23 protein-coding genes are annotated in these 17577 nt (G+C 45.7%); all 23 read right to left on the bottom strand.

Annotation, left to right across the window (positions count from 1 at the left end; all coding sequences use genetic code 11):
• Nucleotides 1-6: 6 nt before the first annotated feature.
• Nucleotides 7-174: a hypothetical protein gene (locus MUCPA_RS38160; RefSeq protein WP_008505264.1), complete on the bottom strand. Its 168-nt coding sequence runs from the start codon at nucleotides 172-174 to the stop codon at nucleotides 7-9.
• A 243-nt stretch (nucleotides 175-417) separates the two neighbouring features.
• The gene (locus MUCPA_RS06655) at nucleotides 418-594 is read right to left on the bottom strand and encodes a hypothetical protein (RefSeq protein ID WP_008505263.1); all 177 of its coding nucleotides are present in this window, start codon (nucleotides 592-594) and stop codon (nucleotides 418-420) included.
• Between the two features lie 64 nt (nucleotides 595-658).
• Nucleotides 659-1945 carry a hypothetical protein gene (locus MUCPA_RS35750; RefSeq protein ID WP_008505262.1) on the bottom strand — a complete coding sequence of 429 codons (1287 nt, stop codon included), beginning with the start codon at nucleotides 1943-1945 and terminating at the stop codon, nucleotides 659-661.
• Nucleotides 1946-1956: 11 nt separating this feature from the next.
• Nucleotides 1957-3009: a conjugative transposon protein TraM gene (traM, locus tag MUCPA_RS06645; RefSeq protein ID WP_008505261.1), complete on the bottom strand. Its 1053-nt coding sequence runs from the start codon at nucleotides 3007-3009 to the stop codon at nucleotides 1957-1959.
• Between the two features lie 21 nt (nucleotides 3010-3030).
• Nucleotides 3031-3249 (bottom strand): hypothetical protein, encoded by a 219-nt coding sequence (locus MUCPA_RS06640; protein ID WP_008505260.1) that lies wholly within the window; start codon nucleotides 3247-3249, stop codon nucleotides 3031-3033.
• Nucleotides 3246-3872 (bottom strand): conjugative transposon protein TraK, encoded by a 627-nt coding sequence (traK, locus tag MUCPA_RS06635; RefSeq protein ID WP_008505259.1) that lies wholly within the window; start codon nucleotides 3870-3872, stop codon nucleotides 3246-3248. The genes MUCPA_RS06640 and traK overlap by 4 nt, the downstream gene beginning before the upstream one ends.
• A 32-nt stretch (nucleotides 3873-3904) precedes the next feature.
• Nucleotides 3905-5143, bottom strand: coding sequence for a conjugative transposon protein TraJ (traJ, locus tag MUCPA_RS06630; protein WP_008505258.1), 1239 nt, complete (start codon nucleotides 5141-5143; stop codon nucleotides 3905-3907).
• Nucleotides 5140-5769 carry a hypothetical protein gene (locus MUCPA_RS06625; protein WP_008505257.1) on the bottom strand — a complete coding sequence of 210 codons (630 nt, stop codon included), beginning with the start codon at nucleotides 5767-5769 and terminating at the stop codon, nucleotides 5140-5142. Before MUCPA_RS06625 ends, traJ begins: the two co-directional genes overlap by 4 nt.
• Nucleotides 5756-6439 carry a hypothetical protein gene (locus MUCPA_RS06620; protein WP_008505255.1) on the bottom strand — a complete coding sequence of 228 codons (684 nt, stop codon included), beginning with the start codon at nucleotides 6437-6439 and terminating at the stop codon, nucleotides 5756-5758. Before MUCPA_RS06620 ends, MUCPA_RS06625 begins: the two co-directional genes overlap by 14 nt.
• Nucleotides 6423-7124, bottom strand: a complete 702-nt coding sequence (locus tag MUCPA_RS06615; protein WP_008505254.1) for a hypothetical protein — start codon at nucleotides 7122-7124, stop codon at nucleotides 6423-6425. The genes MUCPA_RS06620 and MUCPA_RS06615 overlap by 17 nt, the downstream gene beginning before the upstream one ends.
• A 49-nt stretch (nucleotides 7125-7173) precedes the next feature.
• On the bottom strand, nucleotides 7174-7542 hold the full coding sequence (locus MUCPA_RS06610; RefSeq protein ID WP_008505253.1) for a hypothetical protein: 369 nt from the start codon (nucleotides 7540-7542) through the stop codon (nucleotides 7174-7176).
• A gap of 17 nt (nucleotides 7543-7559) precedes the next feature.
• Nucleotides 7560-10022 (bottom strand): TraG family conjugative transposon ATPase, encoded by a 2463-nt coding sequence (locus MUCPA_RS06605; protein ID WP_008505252.1) that lies wholly within the window; start codon nucleotides 10020-10022, stop codon nucleotides 7560-7562.
• Nucleotides 10019-10345 carry a DUF4133 domain-containing protein gene (locus MUCPA_RS06600; RefSeq protein WP_008505251.1) on the bottom strand — a complete coding sequence of 109 codons (327 nt, stop codon included), beginning with the start codon at nucleotides 10343-10345 and terminating at the stop codon, nucleotides 10019-10021. The genes MUCPA_RS06605 and MUCPA_RS06600 overlap by 4 nt, the downstream gene beginning before the upstream one ends.
• 57 nt (nucleotides 10346-10402) lie before the next feature.
• Nucleotides 10403-10747, bottom strand: coding sequence for a DUF4134 domain-containing protein (locus tag MUCPA_RS06595; protein WP_008505250.1), 345 nt, complete (start codon nucleotides 10745-10747; stop codon nucleotides 10403-10405).
• A 63-nt stretch (nucleotides 10748-10810) separates the two neighbouring features.
• On the bottom strand, nucleotides 10811-11338 hold the full coding sequence (locus tag MUCPA_RS06590) for a hypothetical protein (RefSeq protein WP_008505249.1): 528 nt from the start codon (nucleotides 11336-11338) through the stop codon (nucleotides 10811-10813).
• A 128-nt stretch (nucleotides 11339-11466) separates the two neighbouring features.
• A complete protein-coding gene (locus tag MUCPA_RS06585; RefSeq protein WP_040625757.1) occupies nucleotides 11467-12342 on the bottom strand; it encodes an RteC domain-containing protein in 876 nt (291 codons plus the stop codon).
• Nucleotides 12343-12575: 233 nt separating this feature from the next.
• Complete coding sequence (locus tag MUCPA_RS06580) at nucleotides 12576-13499, bottom strand: helix-turn-helix transcriptional regulator (RefSeq protein WP_008505247.1); 924 nt, start codon at nucleotides 13497-13499, stop codon at nucleotides 12576-12578.
• A gap of 8 nt (nucleotides 13500-13507) precedes the next feature.
• Nucleotides 13508-14077 carry a GNAT family N-acetyltransferase gene (locus MUCPA_RS06575; RefSeq protein ID WP_008505245.1) on the bottom strand — a complete coding sequence of 190 codons (570 nt, stop codon included), beginning with the start codon at nucleotides 14075-14077 and terminating at the stop codon, nucleotides 13508-13510.
• A 274-nt stretch (nucleotides 14078-14351) separates the two neighbouring features.
• Nucleotides 14352-14474, bottom strand: a complete 123-nt coding sequence (locus MUCPA_RS38815; RefSeq protein WP_008505242.1) for a putative holin-like toxin — start codon at nucleotides 14472-14474, stop codon at nucleotides 14352-14354.
• A gap of 37 nt (nucleotides 14475-14511) precedes the next feature.
• A complete protein-coding gene (locus tag MUCPA_RS06570) occupies nucleotides 14512-14751 on the bottom strand; it encodes a hypothetical protein (protein WP_040625756.1) in 240 nt (79 codons plus the stop codon).
• 69 nt (nucleotides 14752-14820) lie between these two features.
• Entirely contained in the window at nucleotides 14821-15135 is a 315-nt protein-coding gene (locus MUCPA_RS06565; protein WP_008505238.1) for a hypothetical protein, read from the bottom strand.
• Between the two features lie 4 nt (nucleotides 15136-15139).
• Nucleotides 15140-16540, bottom strand: a complete 1401-nt coding sequence (locus MUCPA_RS06560) for a DUF5689 domain-containing protein (protein WP_008505236.1) — start codon at nucleotides 16538-16540, stop codon at nucleotides 15140-15142.
• Nucleotides 16541-16672: 132 nt separating this feature from the next.
• Nucleotides 16673-17554, bottom strand: a complete 882-nt coding sequence (locus MUCPA_RS06555) for a DUF4397 domain-containing protein (protein ID WP_217220428.1) — start codon at nucleotides 17552-17554, stop codon at nucleotides 16673-16675.
• Nucleotides 17555-17577: the final 23 nt, after the last annotated feature.

Below are 17577 nucleotides of genomic sequence, written 5' to 3'. Positions count from 1 at the left end.
CTTAGATTAAATACCCGCCTCTTTATCCTCATCGTGCTTTTCCGGTTTAAGTTCCGATTGGATGGTATCCTGCTCAAATGATTTTTCATCCTTCCTGTTCTTCCAGATCAGAAAGCCCACTAAGCAAACAGCTAATATGACGATTATGCCAATGATCCAATAGTTAATTTCCATGATTATTTACAATTAAGTAGTTGCAGAGGAAGGGCTCGAACCTTCGTAGCTGCCTGATCCAGCGCTCTGCGATGAAGTAACAGCTTTACTTCGGGACAAAGGTAAACTACCTATAACGGCTTCCGGCTTTTAAGCCATCATTTAACAGGATAGTAATATAGCCTTGTTGTTATTTGACCAAATCTGCTTAAACAGGACAGCCCTGCCAAAATTGACAGGGCTGTTTGCCGGAGCAAAGCTTCTTTAATCCGCGTTCTTTTTGGCCGTTACCTCATTCCTAATTTCCTGGGCAAGCTGTTTGGTTTGCTGTAAGGCTATCCGCAGTCGGGTTCCGGCCGTTCTATTGCCCTTTTCATAAAATTTAACGGCATCCTGTTCTGCTGATTCGATCAGCTCTTTCAACTTTTTGAAATTTTCCATGATTTTAATTTGTTTTAAATGATTTATTGAATTGTTGTTTATTTGATTGCTGGCACGTTATATCTTAAACTTTAACCCCACGGCTTTGCGAAAGGTCTTTTTGCGTGTTCTTGCCTTTCTCCAAAAGCAAATCATTTTTAACGGTAACCTGGAACTGTTCCCTTTTCTCCGGCTTGCCGTTCTCCTGGAACATATTGACCTGACCATAACGCGGAACTGCCTCAATGCGCAGCTTTACCTCCTGCCCATCCTTAACGGTGGTAATCAAAGGGCGGTTACCGTTCTTCAACGATTCCTCCAGCTTTTCGCGTTGCTTGGGATCGGCCAGCTCTTTGATGTTGTACCTGTCCAGTACCGCTTTCAGATCAAAGCCATAGGATGGATCATGAAACTGCTTGGTTTTAAAGTTATCAAAGCGGTCTTTGGCCTGGTCAAAGTCCAGCTTGATCCATGCCTTGTACTGCTGACCGCCCAAATTAAGCAGGTCATCACGGTAGACGGAACGGCCCTGGATCAGGTTGGCCGATTGCTCGGCAGAGAAACCCTTACCTTTCTCTACATACACGTTCTGTGTTACCGCAGGGCTGTAAAACGTCTTTTGAAAATCCTTGGCGACAAAGTTCACCTTGTCCTTTTCCATCGTAGCCAAAGTAGTCTTATGGCCCACATCTTTACCTACGGCCAGTTCGCTATCTCCTTTCTGTTCTTTAAAATAGCTGATCGCCTCGTGCGGGCTATCGAACTTGCGGAATACCGGCTTGTTCTGTTCACCGGGCGAGATGACCAGGTATTTCTGCTCCTCTTCCAGCGGCTTGGCATTGTTCAGGGTAACCGAATATTTATTGAAGTAATAATAGTCGGACTGGCCGGACTGCTTAAAGTGCAGCTGCAAATCTACCTGCCCCTTATCGGCAGGCATGTTATGGCGGAGCTGGAACTCTGGAACATTCTTCTGCATGTTCTTCTCCATTTCCTCGGCCAGTTTTTTGGGAAAGCCAAGCTCTTTGAGCTCTTCTTTCAGGTTGTCCAAATTGTTTAAGTTCATCGCTTTATTTGTTTTTAATGATAAATTGGGATATGTTCCCTTTTCTGTTTGTAACAGTGTTCTTTCTACCACTTTAAAGTCGTAGATCAGGCTGCTGATCGGCACCGCCTCATGCCAATTGAAAATCTGCTGGTACTCCCTGGCATGATCTACGGCCTCGTGCTCATCTAAAAAGCAGGTCAGGTCATACCTGGTATTGATTGGGTTATCGGTGTCGTACACCACCCACTCATATCCTTTGTTCTCCTGCTGTTCCAAATGTTCACGCAGTTCACCTGCTTTGGCCGGATCGTTTAACTGTGCCATATACTTTGCTTTTACCTGATTTTCTGCTGGTTGTTGCGCAGCAATACCGGCTGACCTGATTCGAGTTTGACCTTGATCTTTTTGATCTTCTTGCTGAATAGGGATTTGGCAGCATCAATGCCAGCACCCGCTACCTGCGTGGCAATAGAATTGTCCATGCCATACATGCCGATGCTGCGCACCGCATCATCCGCGCCGTTACCTGCTGCATCGGCCAGTTCCGCTTCGGGCGCATACAGTCCCGGCATACCGTCGAGCGAATAAACCGAAAGGTCAACCGGAATAATCGAAGTGCCCAGGCGGATGTTCTTAATGTCGAGTAGCAAACGCTGGTTGGTGATGCGGCAGGGGCCGAAGATCTCGTGCCCTTTGGGAATCAGGTAACCATATAGGGTTACCGTATCCTGCAAGCGCAGCTTGATGGTTGCACCCTGTACCGCTTTTTGTTTGTCTACGATCTGTGCAGGTATCGCCTTGAACTTCGTATCGCCTTCGGTCCCGGCTGGTTTTACCGTTTTTGTAGCTACGCTTTCCGGGTTCTGAATGGCAATGATCTTATCCATCATTTCGCTAAGCTGCTTCATTTCCGGGTCTTCGGTTTTACCTTCCTGCATGGTGCGCATTAGCTTTTCCAGCCGATCTACATCACCAGTCATGTTGTTATTATTTGCAGGCTGGGTATACCTGGTGCCATAATCGACAGGCGGAACAGGACGATTTACCTCCGTATTGATCTGCGCCAGCTTTTCATTGATGCGCTGCTCGTTGGGATCAGGCAGATTTGCAGTACCAAATCCCCGTTTGGTAACCGAAGCAGGCAGGCTATCGGGTTTTTGTTCCCGACCGGCCAGTTCGTAAAGGCTTAGCTTGCTCTGCGGGTCTTCTTTTTTAAAAGCCGCATCCGGCAAGCTCGTGTTGATGCCGGGCTTTGCAGTCAGCGCTTCACCCGAACTGTCACCTTTACCACCGCCCAGGGCATAAAAGCCAAGCGATAGGAACGGCAGTACCAATAACGGTAAGGCCAATAGCAGTTTCCTTGTGTTTTTTTCTTGGTTGTTTTCCATTTGATTATTTTTTTATGATGATTAAATCGAGTGAATAAGCAGGTAGAGGTTGATCGCCGTAAACACTACGCAGAACAGGATCAGCATAAACAGTCTTGCCTTTCCTGACAGGTGAGATGCTTTTTCGTTTAGGTAATCCGCTGCCTTTGTCTGCAAACCAATGATTGTACCTGCAATACCTGCGGCCAGCTCCTCCTGTTTCGGACTAACCGCTGTCTGTCTTTTTCTAAGTAGTTTCATGGCTTGATCGCTTTAGGGTCTTCGTCCCGGTTTTCTAATATCTCCCAGCCCTGAATGAGGAAACCGTGCGGGTTATTGTCTGTCTGGGTCTTGATGTCCCTAATGGTTCCCTGTGATACCAACCTGCGTTTTACCGTACTGCTGGAACGCACCAGTTTTTGGGTAGCATAACAGGTAAAGGCGTAGGGATAGGCATTCACATCCAGTTTGATGCTATCTACCTCGATGTCCTGGGAGATGTTGGCGGAGATAAGATTGTTGTAATAACCGCTTTCTTTCAGGTTATCATATTGCTTTTTGGCAGATTCATCGGCGAGATAAAGCGCTTTGGAAATGTTCGCCTGTATGGCTTTATCATCAGGTGCCAGGTTAAAGAACAACTGGTGAAATGTCCTGATGTGGTCGCGCAGCTCTACGGGCAGGTTGCTTTTCCTGTCCGAGGCGATAGCTTCCAGCACTTTGCCATTGTACAGGATATGTACACGGTTCTGCGCCTGGTTCACCATGTCATAGCTTTTGTAGATGCAGAAGCCTATCGTGAGTACATTAGCCAGGATCAGGAAGATGCTGAACGTCTTGATATGCTTAAAGGCGGTGTCTATGTTTTTGAATTGTGTAAACATGATTTTTAGTATTGAGTAGTTAGTATCAAGTATTAAGACTTTCCAGAGAGCTTGTCCCGCTGGTGCTGTGAACCGCCGGATTTATCGGGGAAGTAATCGCTGTTGCCTGAACCGGAAAAGCCCTGCTTGATGTTTCGGTAGGCATCGCCCAAAGCGTCCGCTGTCATACCGCCACCTGCAATGGCAGCACCGCTTGCCGTAGAACTGGTGTTGCTGACAATGGTATTCACCCTTTGCAGGATGGTATTACCGCCACCGGCATGTACCACGTAGTTTGCCACGTTCGGCACTGAGAAATAACCTACAATTCCGATCACGAGAAATATTAAATACGCCGTATCTGTGGAACTAAAGAAAGTATCGCCCTGCTGGCCGATCTGCGACAGGTCGAGTTTGAGCATGTTTTCCTGTATTTTTCCCAGGATGCTGCCGAAGATATTGGCAATGGGCAACCATAAGAAAATGTTCACGTAACGTGCAAGCCACACCGTAAGCGTATGCTGAAAACCGTCGAACACGGCAAAGCCAAATACCAACGGGCCGAGTATAGCCAGCACTATCAGAAAGAAAGTGCGGATGGTATTGATACAAAGTGCCGCCGAGGCGTAGAGCATTTCCAGCACCTGGCTTAGCCATTGCTTGATTGAGTTTCGGAAATTGTAAGACTGCTTTTCCGCCCAGAACTTCATGTCATTGCCGATGCCGTCAAAGAAACCTTCTTCTTCGCCGCCGGGATCTTTGGGATGAGTGTACTTATACCAGGCTGACCTGTCGCCACTTCCATCCTCACCAACATACATCTGCCACTGCTTAGATTTTTTTACGGCCTCTTCTTTTTGTTTGAGCAAAGCTGCAATCGCCTTATTACTATCAGCCACCATTGCACCTGTCGCTGAAACGGTGGGCTGCAATATGCCATTCATCAGGGCAATGACCGCCGGAAAGGCAATAATGGCCAGCCCTAATGCAAAGGGGCGCAACAATGGGTAAAAGTCGATGGGGTCTGCTGCTGCGATCTGCCGCCATACCCGTGAGGCAATATACCAGAGTGCGCCAAACCCGGCTATGCCGCGGGCAACGCCGATCAGCTTGGAGCAAAGCGGGAGCATCTGGCTATACACCTTGTCCAGTTCGCCCTGCATACTGCCGATCTCGTGCGCTATGCCCTGGGCGTGGGATAGGCCGGGCAAAAGCAATAGCAGGCACAAGCCCCCCAGCCCCCTGAAGGGGGAGCTTTTGAAAAGTTTGATTAATTTATGTTTGAATTTCATGGCTGATAGATTTTTTGAAGGTTTTGTATATCGTTCTTTTCCTTTTGCCTTTGTAGGTTGAGCAGGCTGGCCTGCTTGTTGAAATCCCGCAGAAAGGAAAGCTTGTCCTGGGTGTCTGCGAAGATCCGGTCAATGGCCTGCAAGCGTTCATCATCGCTCATGCGCAGTTTGGAGGAGGTAACTACGTTCATCAGGGCATCCAGGTTATTCACACTCTGATCGAACAACTGCCCGTAAACTTTACTGAGGTAGCTGATCTCCTGTTCGCTGAAGGTGCCTGAAGATTTGAAGCGGTTGAATGCCGTTTTGTATTCGCTGACAATGTCCTTTTGATAGGTAATGATATCAGCCACCTTGTGATATTTCCGCACCTCCGGGTTAACCAGCATCAGGCCGTCAATAAATACCTCATGCAGACTGAAATTCCCCTGGGAAACATTCTTTACCGCGTTATAGCCGGTATTCAGGATTTGATAACCTTTCTTCATATCGGAAAGAATGTTCTTGAACTGGCTCAGCTTTTCCACGTTCAACAATAGTTGCTGTATCTCGGTGGATTGTGCCCTCGAATAGTTTGTAGCCCCCAATATTAAAAGCACTGACAGCAGTATTCTAATTGATTTCATAAAGCCTCCTGTTTTGGTTAATGGATCGTTGTTCGCTTTCTTTCTGGCTGATGAATAAGCTGACCTCACCGGTAAAGCTTTGGGTAAATGCTGATTTGTCTTTCATCCCGGCATAGACCTGATCCAGCCGCTTGATGCGCTCATCGTCGGTCATTTCGATTTTGCCGGAAGTAATTACCAGTAGCAGTTCTTCCAGATCGGTCAGGCATTCATCCAGTACCTTTTCCCTAACTGAACCGATATAGTCCCGGTCACCATCCGATAGCAGATCATTGCTTTTAATACCATTAAAACTTTTACTGATGCTTAGCTGCATTTCAATGATCTCCGCTACCTTGCTGTTGTTGCGGATAAAAGGGCTAACCGCTTTAAGCGAACTGAAAAAAGCACTGTGCAAACCGAACTCACCGTTTTTGATGTCACGCACGGTGTGAATGCCACTGCTAGCAATATCATAGCCTTTTTTGGCAAAGCCGATATAGACCTGCAAACCTGCGATCTGTTTTAACAAGTATTCCTTTTGCTTTTTCTTCTGGCTAAACCATTCGGCGAAGGTCTGCGCTTTGGCTGGTTGAAAGCTGAAAGCGCAAAGCAGAAAGCATATACTAAGCACGCTTAACAAACCTTTTACCTTTGGCTTTTCCGCTTGTACCTTACTCATTGATTCCATAGATTTGTTTTAAGGTGGCCACTTCACCCAAAGACTTTGCCCGTTGGATGCTTAAAGCGATGTTCTGCGAATTGAACTTTTTAAGGTCGCTGTAGTTAATGTCCATCTGATCCGCAGCAGCATTGATGATCTCCAGCCTTTTGGCATCGCTCATCTGCGTTTTAAAGCTGTTCACCACAAGCAGGATCTGGTCAAGATTCTTGATACTGGCATCCAGTATACCGGAATACACCGTTTCCATATAGGTGAGTTCTTCCGGCGTAAAATGCTTGTCCTTTCCAAACAGCCCCCAGGCCCATTTATATTCGTCTACGATGGCCACTTGTTTTTCGGTCAGGTCTTTGATCCGTTTATAGTAGGCTATCGCCGACTTGATCTGCCAAAGCTCATTGTAATACTGGCTATACAATTCCTTTTGCTTTTCTGTCCAGTCAGCGATCTCGGTCAGCTTCAGTTTGGACAGCTGATTTTCCAACACCTTCTGCGCGTTTTGCAGCCAGATCGTTTCGTTTTGCAGGCGCTGAACCTTCAGATCAACCGCCTTGATGACTTTTTTTATGCCTGCCTTGATTACTTCCACGATAGCGATCTGCGCATTCGCCTCGGAAGGCAGGGCAACAAACAGCGTCATGGCGCTCATCGGCAGCACGACCATGTACTTTTTCATATGTTTTATGAGTTTCATGATTAATATTTTTTGATTGCATTGATTACAAACTGATTTCACCGATGGCTTACTTAAGCTTTGTATATTCCCGCTTACCAACCCTTAAGGTGCCTGCCTTCGGGTAAAAAGTGATAGTCTTGCCTTTACGAATTTCGGTTAGCACCTTGGTACCCTCATCGTAGATGGCGTTCCATTGCTCGGTTTCATACTGGCGCTTTCCTTTTTTGCCCTCGGTGGTGACATTAAAGCCGGTCTTGCGCTGAATAGAAAAGTTATTGCTTTCCGCAGGTTCAATGACCAGCGTATCATTGGCTACACTGAATTCGCCACCGGCGCTATTGACATAGGTGCCGGGAATAAAATCTCTTGTTTTGTCGCTGGTGCAGGCGGTAATAAATAGTACTACGGCTACACATAGATAAAATAGTGTTTTCATGTTTATAGATTTTAGGATTAAGAATTCTGGTTACGCAGTTCGCTGGCCAGTACAGCTATGCCTTTCTGTATGCTGCCATACTTTTCGCTGTATTGCTGCACTTTCATCTTTTCACTTTCCTCGGTGGTGTATGCGAGATATTCTTCCAGGCTAACTTCTGTACGATAGACCTTGCTGTACTGCCCGCCCAGGGAAATGAATACCTCTTTGTACTTGCGTTTAGGATCATTGGCCTTGTTCATGGATAGCACCTGCGCTTTTTCCTTGTCGGTTAATCCCAATAGTTCCTGAATCGCATCGAACTTGTTCTGGTACTTTGATTGGTCTAAAAGGATCTTGCAGTCGGAATTATTGACGATGGCCTGCTTGACGATTGGCGAAGAAATAATATCCTCGATCTCCTGGGTCACAACGATGGCCTCGCCAAAGAATTTTCTTACCGTTTTAAAGAGATATTTCAGGTATTCCGCCATTCCTTCCTTGGCAATGGCTTTCCAGGCTTCTTCTAATAATATCATCTTGCGGATGCCCTTTAGCTTACGCATCTTGCTGATAAACACCTCCATGATGATGATCGTTACCACCGGGAATAGTATCGGGTGATCCTTCACGGCATCCAGCTCAAACACGATAAAGCGCTCATTCAGCAGGTCAAGGTTCTCGGTAGCATTCAGCAAATAATCATATTCACCGCCTTTGTAGTAAGGGTTCAGCACGTACAAAAAGTTGCCGATGTCAAAATCCTTTTCCTTCACCTTGCCATTTTCCAGTACCTGCATATAGTGCTCCATCAGGTAATCATAGAAAGAATTGAAGCAGGGGAATATTTCTGAATGAGCATCGAGGTGCTGGTAGTAAAGGGTCAAGGCGTTGGAAAGCGCCACGTACTCCGAACGGGTAAAAGGCTCATCGTCCTTTTTCCAAAGAGCCAGTAGCAGCGTTTTGATGCTTTCCTTTTTCTCGGTGTCCAGTACATCACCATCGGTCAGGTAGAACGGGTTGAACTTGATCGGGTCTTTTTCGGAATAGGTAAAATAGTAGCCACCCACCAGATCGCATAAGCCTTTGTAGCTATGGCCAACATCTACCAACACCACATGCGTTCCCTGTTCGTAGTAGCTACGCACCATGTGGTTGGTAAAGAAAGATTTGCCGGAACCGCTGGGGCCAATAATGAACTTGTTACGATTGGTGGTATAACCGAGTTTGATCGGCTCATCCGATATGTCGGTATGTACCGGCCTGCCGCTAAGCCTGTCTCCGAAGCGAATTCCAAAGGGGCTGATCGAAGAACGGTAATTGGTTTCCAGGTTTAAAAAACAGCTAGCCTGCTCCAAAAACGTATCAAAGGTGTCGTTCATCGGGAAGTCTGCCTGGTTTCCCGGCAGCCCTGACCACCAGATCTGCGGCGCACCGTCGGTTTCCTCTTTAGGTGTGGCATCCATCTGGGCCAATGCCGATGACACTTTGTTCTTCAGGTCTTTAATCTCCGCTTCATCCTCTGACCAGGCTAAAACATTAAAGTGCGCTTTAACCGGCAACCGCTGCTGCCCGATGGCCTCGTTCAAAAAGTCGTTGGTCGCATCACGGGAGATGGCATTTTCACGGCTATAAGATGATAATGATTGCAGGCGAAGTTTCTTGGCTTCTAAACGCTTCAGCGTTTTGGGCGCATCTTCTATGAACACATATTGATTGTAGACATGGTTGCAAGGCAACAGCTGGCCCAATGGCGAAGCAAAGCCGATACTGAACTTAGTGCGGTCGGTGCTGTACTTGTCGTAATTGATACGACTACCGCATAAGGCGGGCAGATCTTCGGCATCGGATAAGGTGAACAATTTGCAGTGCGCTTCGCCTATGCGCAGCTCATCTTTGATATGCACGTCCCGTATGGTTTTCTCGCCCTCTTTTTGCAGGAAGCAGTACTTTTCGATGATGCCGGGGCGGTTGCCCGTTCCGGCCAATTCTTCATCGGTCAGCCTGCGAAGCGTGATAAACCCGCTGTCTTTCAGGATGCGTTCAAATTGGCCTGCGCTATCCAGGAAATCGTTGAACAACACCGGGTTAACGGTCTGCTGCGGTACGATAGACTTGCGCAGGATATTGGAATAGACCGAACTTGATAGTTTCCTGTCTTTCGGCTTTTTGGTCAGGAAGATATAACAGCGGTGATCTAAATATGGGCGCTCGTTGAAAAAGCGTTCGCTGGAACGTGATAAAAAGCTATTGTCTTCTGTCTCGAAGTTTGCTTTGTAGCTTGTTTCGGTAAACCAGTCCTGCTTATGGAAAATGCTATTAACGGGCAACAATTTGATGGCTTTGATCAGTGTTTGGTGGTAGGCTTCATAGTCCCTGTCAGAAAGGGTAAAGATCTCCGGCAGGCTGGCCTCATAGGCAATGGTAATGTCGCCCTGTGCCGAAACAATGGCGTTATGTTCCACTGTGCTGATCGGCATAATTTTCTCTATTGCGGTCATGATTTTGCCTTTCTAAGTGAGGTGAATACTTTTCGTGAATTGAACTTAAGGTATTTCGGCAATTGCCGTTTGGCGAAGTATTTCATCAGCCCATGCTCACCATATTTATGGCTAAGCCTAAATACGGTGTAGAACAGGCCGCCGCCCAAGCCGAAGATCACCGGCAGGATAATCAACAGGCTTAATCCGCAGATGTATAGGATAGCGAAGCTGATCAGCAGCAATACCAATCCTACAGCCAGGTAGGCGATATATTGCGCCCGCAATCCCTTGAATTCTATTGGTTTATTGATGCCTTTGTTGATCTGATATACGCTTGACATGATAATTGATTTTTTAAAGCCCTGCCTTTAGCTCGGTGCCAAAGGCAGGGCTATAGGTTAAATGCCGAAGAATGATTTGAGCACGGTGGCTACGACCACAAGGAAAATACAGGAGCCGAACCAGGCGGCGGCCACCTTATTGGTATCCGGTTCTCCCGCGTTCCACTTGTTGAAGACCTTGATAGCACCTATGATGCCGACAACTGCGCCGATGGCATACATCAGGTCACAGCCGGTGTCGAAATATCCCTTGACCTTGTTGGTTGCTTCGGAAATGCCGGCATTTCCGTCCTGGGCGAAAAGTGACAGGCTGGTCAGCATATTGTACACGCAAAGGGTGAGGGACAATAACAGGAACTTGGCGAAGGCTTGTTTTTTAGGGCTAATGAATTGATTTTTCATGATTTCTTAGTTTGCACTGATTAAAAAGATGATTACATAGATGGAGGTCGGTATGAGAAGCTGCTAATCCCAGAGGTCTTCGAGTTCTTCATCGCTGAGCGAGAAGGGCACATGATCCCGGATATAGCGGTTGATCTCTTCCAGGTTATCGCTGGAACTTATCTTTGGATATTGCTCTTTGAGCACCCCGATCAGCGTAAAGAAATCTGTCTTGCTGCCGTCCTGTTTTTCCAGCCTGTTAAAGATGCCTTTCAGCTCTTCCAAAACGTCGGGCACCAGCCCAAGTTGCTGCTCTTTGTTGTCCGGTTTTTCAGCGAAGCGGATACCGTCCATCGCTACCGTTTCCATGCCTTCCGGTTCAACGGGCCTTCCCATCAGGCCCCCGTTTCCAGGTTCCTTCATTTCAGGCTCGTCTTCCAGTTCTTCTTCCCATTCCCTGATCAGCTTTTCGGGCGGTTTCTCCTTGGTCTTTGGCGTAAAAATGGCCTTTGCCTTGTCCCGGTAATACAGCAGAAAAATGGCCAGGTACCAGACCAGCGAGAGTACGAATGCGGCAACCAAAAACTGTTGCCAGGTGAATTGTTCCAACATAATGTTTTGCTTTTGCCCTGCCGCTCCATTGCGGCAGGAATTACAAAAGCAAAGGTTGAAAGCCCGTCCATTTTCGTTTCGCAAGCACTTCGCAACTTGCGAACGATTTAATCTCAACCAATTGATTATTAAGCTAATTTTTTTGATTTCTTCAGGGAAAGTGCATCGTCTATGTGCGCCAGGATCGCTTCCCGCATCTGTTCCAAAAACCGTGTAATGGCGGTTGTCTTGCGGTTGCGAATGTCCATAAAGTCCCGGTAAGTGCGGGAGAGATCCACCTGGAAGTGTTCCTCCATGAAACGAATGATCAGGGCAATATCGGCGTTGCCGTTGTTGAACTGGCCGGTAAAGAAAAGACCGTAAATGATCTCTACCAGGTTCACTTTATCGCCCGTCCATACCAGTTTCTCACTTGGTTGTCTTTTGGTTGGAACTTCCGGCGGGATGGAAGCCGGGTCGAGTTCCCTGATCCTGGTCAATACAAATTCCTGCAACTGTTCAAAGGCCCTGATCTTGGAAAAAAGGTAATCGCAACTGGTGGCAAACTCGGGGTCAAGTTCCGGCACTTCCGGGATCAGCACGCTTTGCACCTCTACGCCACGCACAAATAAAAGGCTGTCCAGTTCAGTTGCCCCGAGGCCGTAGTACTGGTAATAAAAGGCAATCAGCCTAAAGAAACGCTGGATCACCTTCAGTTCCTCGTTATAGGCGGCTTTCAGCACTTCTTTGTCCCCGGCAGGGATGCTGGTTACGATACCATACCATTCCAGGTAATAGATGCGCAGGGCAAAGAATTTGGGTTTGATGTGTTTAAAGAAATGGATCTGGGCCGCTTCATCCTCAAAGGGATTTTTAAGCACATGATCCTTTAACTTTTTAAGTGCCTCCCTGACACACTTCAGCACCGCAGACAGAATTTTAAAAGGCTCTGTTTCCCTGGCGACAATTTTCTCAATGTCGCCGGTAAGCTGTCCGTACAGCTTTTCACTCATCTTTTCTAACATAGTAAACAGGTTAAATGATTCCTGCTGCCTGCCGGATTTTCCGACGATTAGCCTCACAGGAGATGCGTATCCGTTCTTTGCATAGTGCTTCTTTTTTAAGATGAAGCGACAAATTTGAGGGAGATTTTGACCTTTTAAGTGAGCAATTGATGCGTAATTTGCTACGCATTGTTTGCGTAATTTAGATTACGCTAAGGTTAAGCAATCGAAATAAAGCCGATTTTAACACTAACTTAAAAACTATTCATCTTACGGACCAGTTCAGAACGGGTGGTAACCTCCACTTTGTTAAATATGTTCTGGACGTGTTTGTTGACCGTTCTTTCGGAGATAAATAGTTTTTCCGCGATCTCCTTGTAGCGAAGCCGCTGGCAGATCATGTTAACCACATCATTTTCCCGGGGCGAAAGGGCAAAACGCTTGCAGTTCGCGTCAATTGCAACCTGATCAATGGGGATAACTTCCAATTCTGCATACATTTCCCTTTCCTGCTTGGCACGTCTGGCCGCATTAAAAATAAACATGCCTGTAATGAACAGGAACCCCAGATTTGTAAACAGCACTTCTATGACCTGACTGAAATGAAAATAAGTGATCGGCACCATTGCCACCCAAGGCACAACAGCGCAATAGACCGCTATCTCCTCGATATAAAAACGCCGATTCCGGTTCTCCTTATAATGCACCCTGATCGCAATGAGTATGGCGCGAAGCACGATAAAGGAATAAAAAAAAGGGATAATGATCCCGTACTTGACCGCAAAATCAATATTGTCGTTCAGGGAATAGGAAATGATAAAGAATACAACATAAGGCAACAGCAGGAACAAGGGAACACCGTAAATGGCGTGGAAGCGTAACCGTTTTAGCTCGAAAGCCATGTAAAAATAAAACGGAAAATAAGAGGCCATGAGAAAACCACTGCCGTATGCAATGATGTTCTGCGCCCGGATGGATATAAAAGTAATTTTGCTATCAGGGAAAAATCCCCCTGAAACGTTATAGACGATCAGCAGCCCCAGTAACAACAGGTACCAGAAACGGGGCTTGTCCTCCGGCTGGTTCAGATAATAGCCAAACTGCACCCCAAACATCACCAGTTCCAGTGTGACAAAAAATAAAGTAACCACATGCATCTCTGTTCCAAACACCAGCATAGCCCGATTTATTTAGGTTCATATTTCAGAAAATGCAATATGTAACCCAGATCAAGGGTATCGTAAACAGCAAAACAATGTTTCTCGTACCAGGGCAAGTTTCGTTCTGTCGAGGTTTCAAGGTATACCGGAAGGCCAGTCGCATGGCCGAGCACTTCTTTTAGTAACCTGCCGCCTGTGCCCTGGTGCTGGTAAAGTGGGCTGACCCCAATAAACCAAAGGTAACTCATCGGCTCATTAGGTTGTTTGGCCTTGATCTTTGCTTTCCGGTTGAGCACCTTTTTAATGCCGCTGATCCCTACAGCTTTTAAGGTCAGCTTTATATCCAGCCATACAGAAGCAAAAGTGATTCTTTTTTGATGAGGGAACAGTACCAGGGCGCAGGCTTTTCGGTCTTCCGACAGCCATACCTCACCAAAACGGTAACATACTTCAAAGGAATAGTCCATCAGCGCACGGATGCGCTCTTCGCGTTTATCGTCCTGTCTGACGATATAATTTACACTTAAATTGTCATTAAAGGCGGCCGTTAACAGCTCCGTTACCAGCCCCTTGTCGTTTCTTTTCGCATTGATCATAATCTTCTCACTGTCGGTGTTCCAGTTTAGGTTAAATGCGAAAGGGCGGGAATGACCCGAACTGTCTGAGAGGTACGACTAAATACCCAAAAAACAGAACAAGCCAGCCCGCACTTTCGCAGGCGTAAACTTGCTCCTGTTTTTTATTCAAAAAATTAGTCGTTTTCTCAGACAGGAAGCGTGTAGACGCAGAATGTATATATGTTGTTATAGTTTAAATTGTAAAATTACATCATAGGCATTTAATTAATTAATTGCTGTGTTTTTAATCGTGCTATTCTTTTTTCCAATTATCCCAAAATCGTTTTTCCCTCCGGGTGTCATTGATAATGGCGATAATGACACCGATCAAAAAAACGATCAACATTCCAAAACCGATCATCGTTGCAGTTTCCATAGTTTAGCTTTATTGTAATGGCATTAATTGCGTTTATCTATTTATGCCCTAAACATACCCAGGCAAAGCCGATCAGGGTATAGATCAATAAGCCGCCACCTGCGGCAACTATACCTAATGGTACCAGGTTAGGGTTGTCAACCGGCTCTTTCTTTTGTTTCATTACCGTCTCCAAGAATGGCAGATAATACCGCCTGTCAAACCAGCGGGCCAGAAGTAAAACCGCGATGTCCAGAACCAATAAAATCGAAACAGCGATATAAGTGCTACGCATCATCAAAGTTTTTAAAAAGGGCAGGCATTGCTGCACTGCCCTTGATTACAATCAATATATTAAGAGGATCGGCTAAGTACCGTAAGCTATCCTAATGTTTTGTACCAGCACCGGGAAACCCGGCATCTCCACCGAAATTTCTTTTTTCAGTTCTTTCAGCTTTTTACCCAGGAACTGAATTTTTACCTGATCGTACAATACACTGTAATCCGTGATCACCTTTTCTAGATCATCCAGCAAACGCTCATAATTCCGGTGCATCGTTTCCAGTTCCACCCGGTATTCACCTGTCTGTTGCAAACATTCGCATTCCTTACCTAAAAGCTGTTCCAACTGAAGCAGGGCATCCATCAAATGCACATGCCTCGATTTTGAGATGCCCTGCATAATTCTAAAAGCCTAATTCAACTTTATCAATTAAAATAGGGCGTTGCTTTAGCTTATAATCTGTCCCTGAAGGATTTCCTATTGAGCGATTTACAATAGAGAAAGCAGGTTTTTCCATAAAATCAGATAGAGCGGTACCCCCAGGTATTTGTGGGTTGGCTGCTTGTAATGCAGCAGCGGTTGTTGGAAAGTTAAAAGTTACCGTAAAGAATTTCCCTGTTTCTTTATATTCACCTGATTCGGCTAAAAAATACCAGGTACCACTGACGATTGCATAAATTCCAATTTTTAATTTATCAGTATTAGCATCAAATGCTTGAAAATTATAAGGACTTGTCGTGTTCTTTCCATTAAGTAATGGAGAAAGTACTCCGGTAAATTGCCCCTTACCAACAACATTACTGCCTGCAAACGTTACTTTAATAGATTTAAGCCCTTTAAAATCCAGAGCAGGATCGACTGCAAGAAATGAACCCTGACTTCCCGGACCTACATATTCGTCACAAACAGGTAAATACGGATAGGTCTTGTCTGTAACCGTAAAATTTGCGTCTGCTGCAATTCCTTTATATTTCAATGCACCGAGGTTCGAATAAATAGCATACCATGCTTCTTTAGATGTCGTAACTACGTTTGTACCTGGGGTTGCATCCGTCCAGGTTGTAAAATCATCACTAATAATCTTTGATATATCACCCGGAGTAACATCAGCTTGAGAGCGAATATCCAATCGAGCGTCCGTGCCATTCAAACGTACTATGCCTGTAATTTTGCTAACGCTTACGGGTAAAGCAGTACCTGTAAATGCTGCTGTGGTCAATACAGCGGATGTTAGTGTTCCCGAAGCATCTTTAATCGTTAAGTTACCTTCGTATTTGCTATTAGCAGAAGTTAAGTCAGTTGCATTTACACTTACAAGTGTGCCATTCCATGCTATTTTATTGGTATTAATATCTACGATAGTCGTCGCCTTAGCTGTTACAGTTCCTGTGCCGGTCTTTTTAGCGTTGGCGGCAGGAATATTCTGCAATACTACTTCACCGTTTACTTGGGCCAGCGTTTGATTGGAAATATTTACTTCTAACTGATCTCCCGGAGCAAAGGTTTGCGCCGCATCAAAATTGATGATAATACCGGTCTGGCTGGCGGCATCCTGTAAAATCACCGTTTTGGTGTCAGTGTTCTTCCCGGCGACATCAGAAATAACGATGCCGCTGATCTTTTTACCATCAGGCACTTTTACCGACGCACCGGCGCTCAGCGTTTTGAGATCAGTAAGCGAGATCACTTTTACCTCAACTGGAGGTGTCACCGGATCGGCCTTTTTATCCTTCTTGCAGGATACAATACTAAGCGCTATTACTAGCGCGGTCAATGTTTGTTTAATTGTCGTTTTTGTTTTCATTTCCTTGATTTTGATTTTTTTATCGATCTTTTTTTAATAATTTGAATTTTTAAGTTTCTGATTTTATAGGCAACAACAAGCGGGCTATACCCGGAGGGAAGCCATAAGTTTGCTTTTATAAAAAGGTTTTAGTTAGTAGAGTCTCCTGAGTTTGATCCTGAAGTTTGGTTTAATTGATATGGTTGCGTAATCCGTATTGCTGGATTTGATCCGTCTGTTCGCCTGGCGAATAAATCCCTGTACCTGCACGATAAACGAACTTTCAGAAACTGCGGGCACGGCCACCGTGAGCAATACCTGGTTGCTCCCGCTTGGGGAAACATTCAGGTAAAGCCTACCGTTTGTAGCGGATGCTCCGGTGGTATCGGCATGACTGGTATAATATTCGCCAAAGGCAAGTGCCCCCGGCAGATCAGTCGTGATTCTTTTTCCGTTTTCACCGGCCCGCCAAACGTCGATCTTACCTACATCAGGTGAGAGGTTTACCACCTGTAGTGTTGTTTTGCCTTTTTCCTGTTCTTCTTTAACAGGTGTTGTAACGATACGATAGGCCATATCTGATTCCGGCCCCTCTACTAAATACTGCGCTGCAAAGGTTTTGGGCTCAAGACTCACCGTGGTATCTTTAAGGTAAACTTTATTGCCCGAAGTAAATATAAATTTATACCGGCCAGACAGGATTGGCAGCCAATATACTAAGCTATAATTGGCATCTGATGGCACGGTGATCTCATCGGAGATCTGAAACGAGTTCGATCCGTTGGCATTTAAAGGAAATTCCCTGTCACTGTAAGCGGTGCTAAAAACGGGATATTGAAAAAATGGAGATCTGGATATAGAATCGTTGATATACACCCTGTTCTCCTGGGTTAAAAACGTGGTTCCATTGCCGGATTGTATCAATGCTTCAGAAGCATTGTAGAAATTGATATAGCTTCCCCTGCCGTCTCCCGGCACCGTAGCTTGAAAATCTTTTTTACAGGACAACAGGCAATAACATAGCATTATTGTCATAAAAGGGTATTTGAGTGCAGATC

Source organism: Mucilaginibacter paludis DSM 18603 (assembly GCF_000166195.2).
Lineage (GTDB): Bacteria > Bacteroidota > Bacteroidia > Sphingobacteriales > Sphingobacteriaceae > Mucilaginibacter > Mucilaginibacter paludis.
The sequence above is the reverse complement of the archived record's forward strand: the minus strand, read 5'-3'. Positions and strand labels throughout refer to the sequence as shown.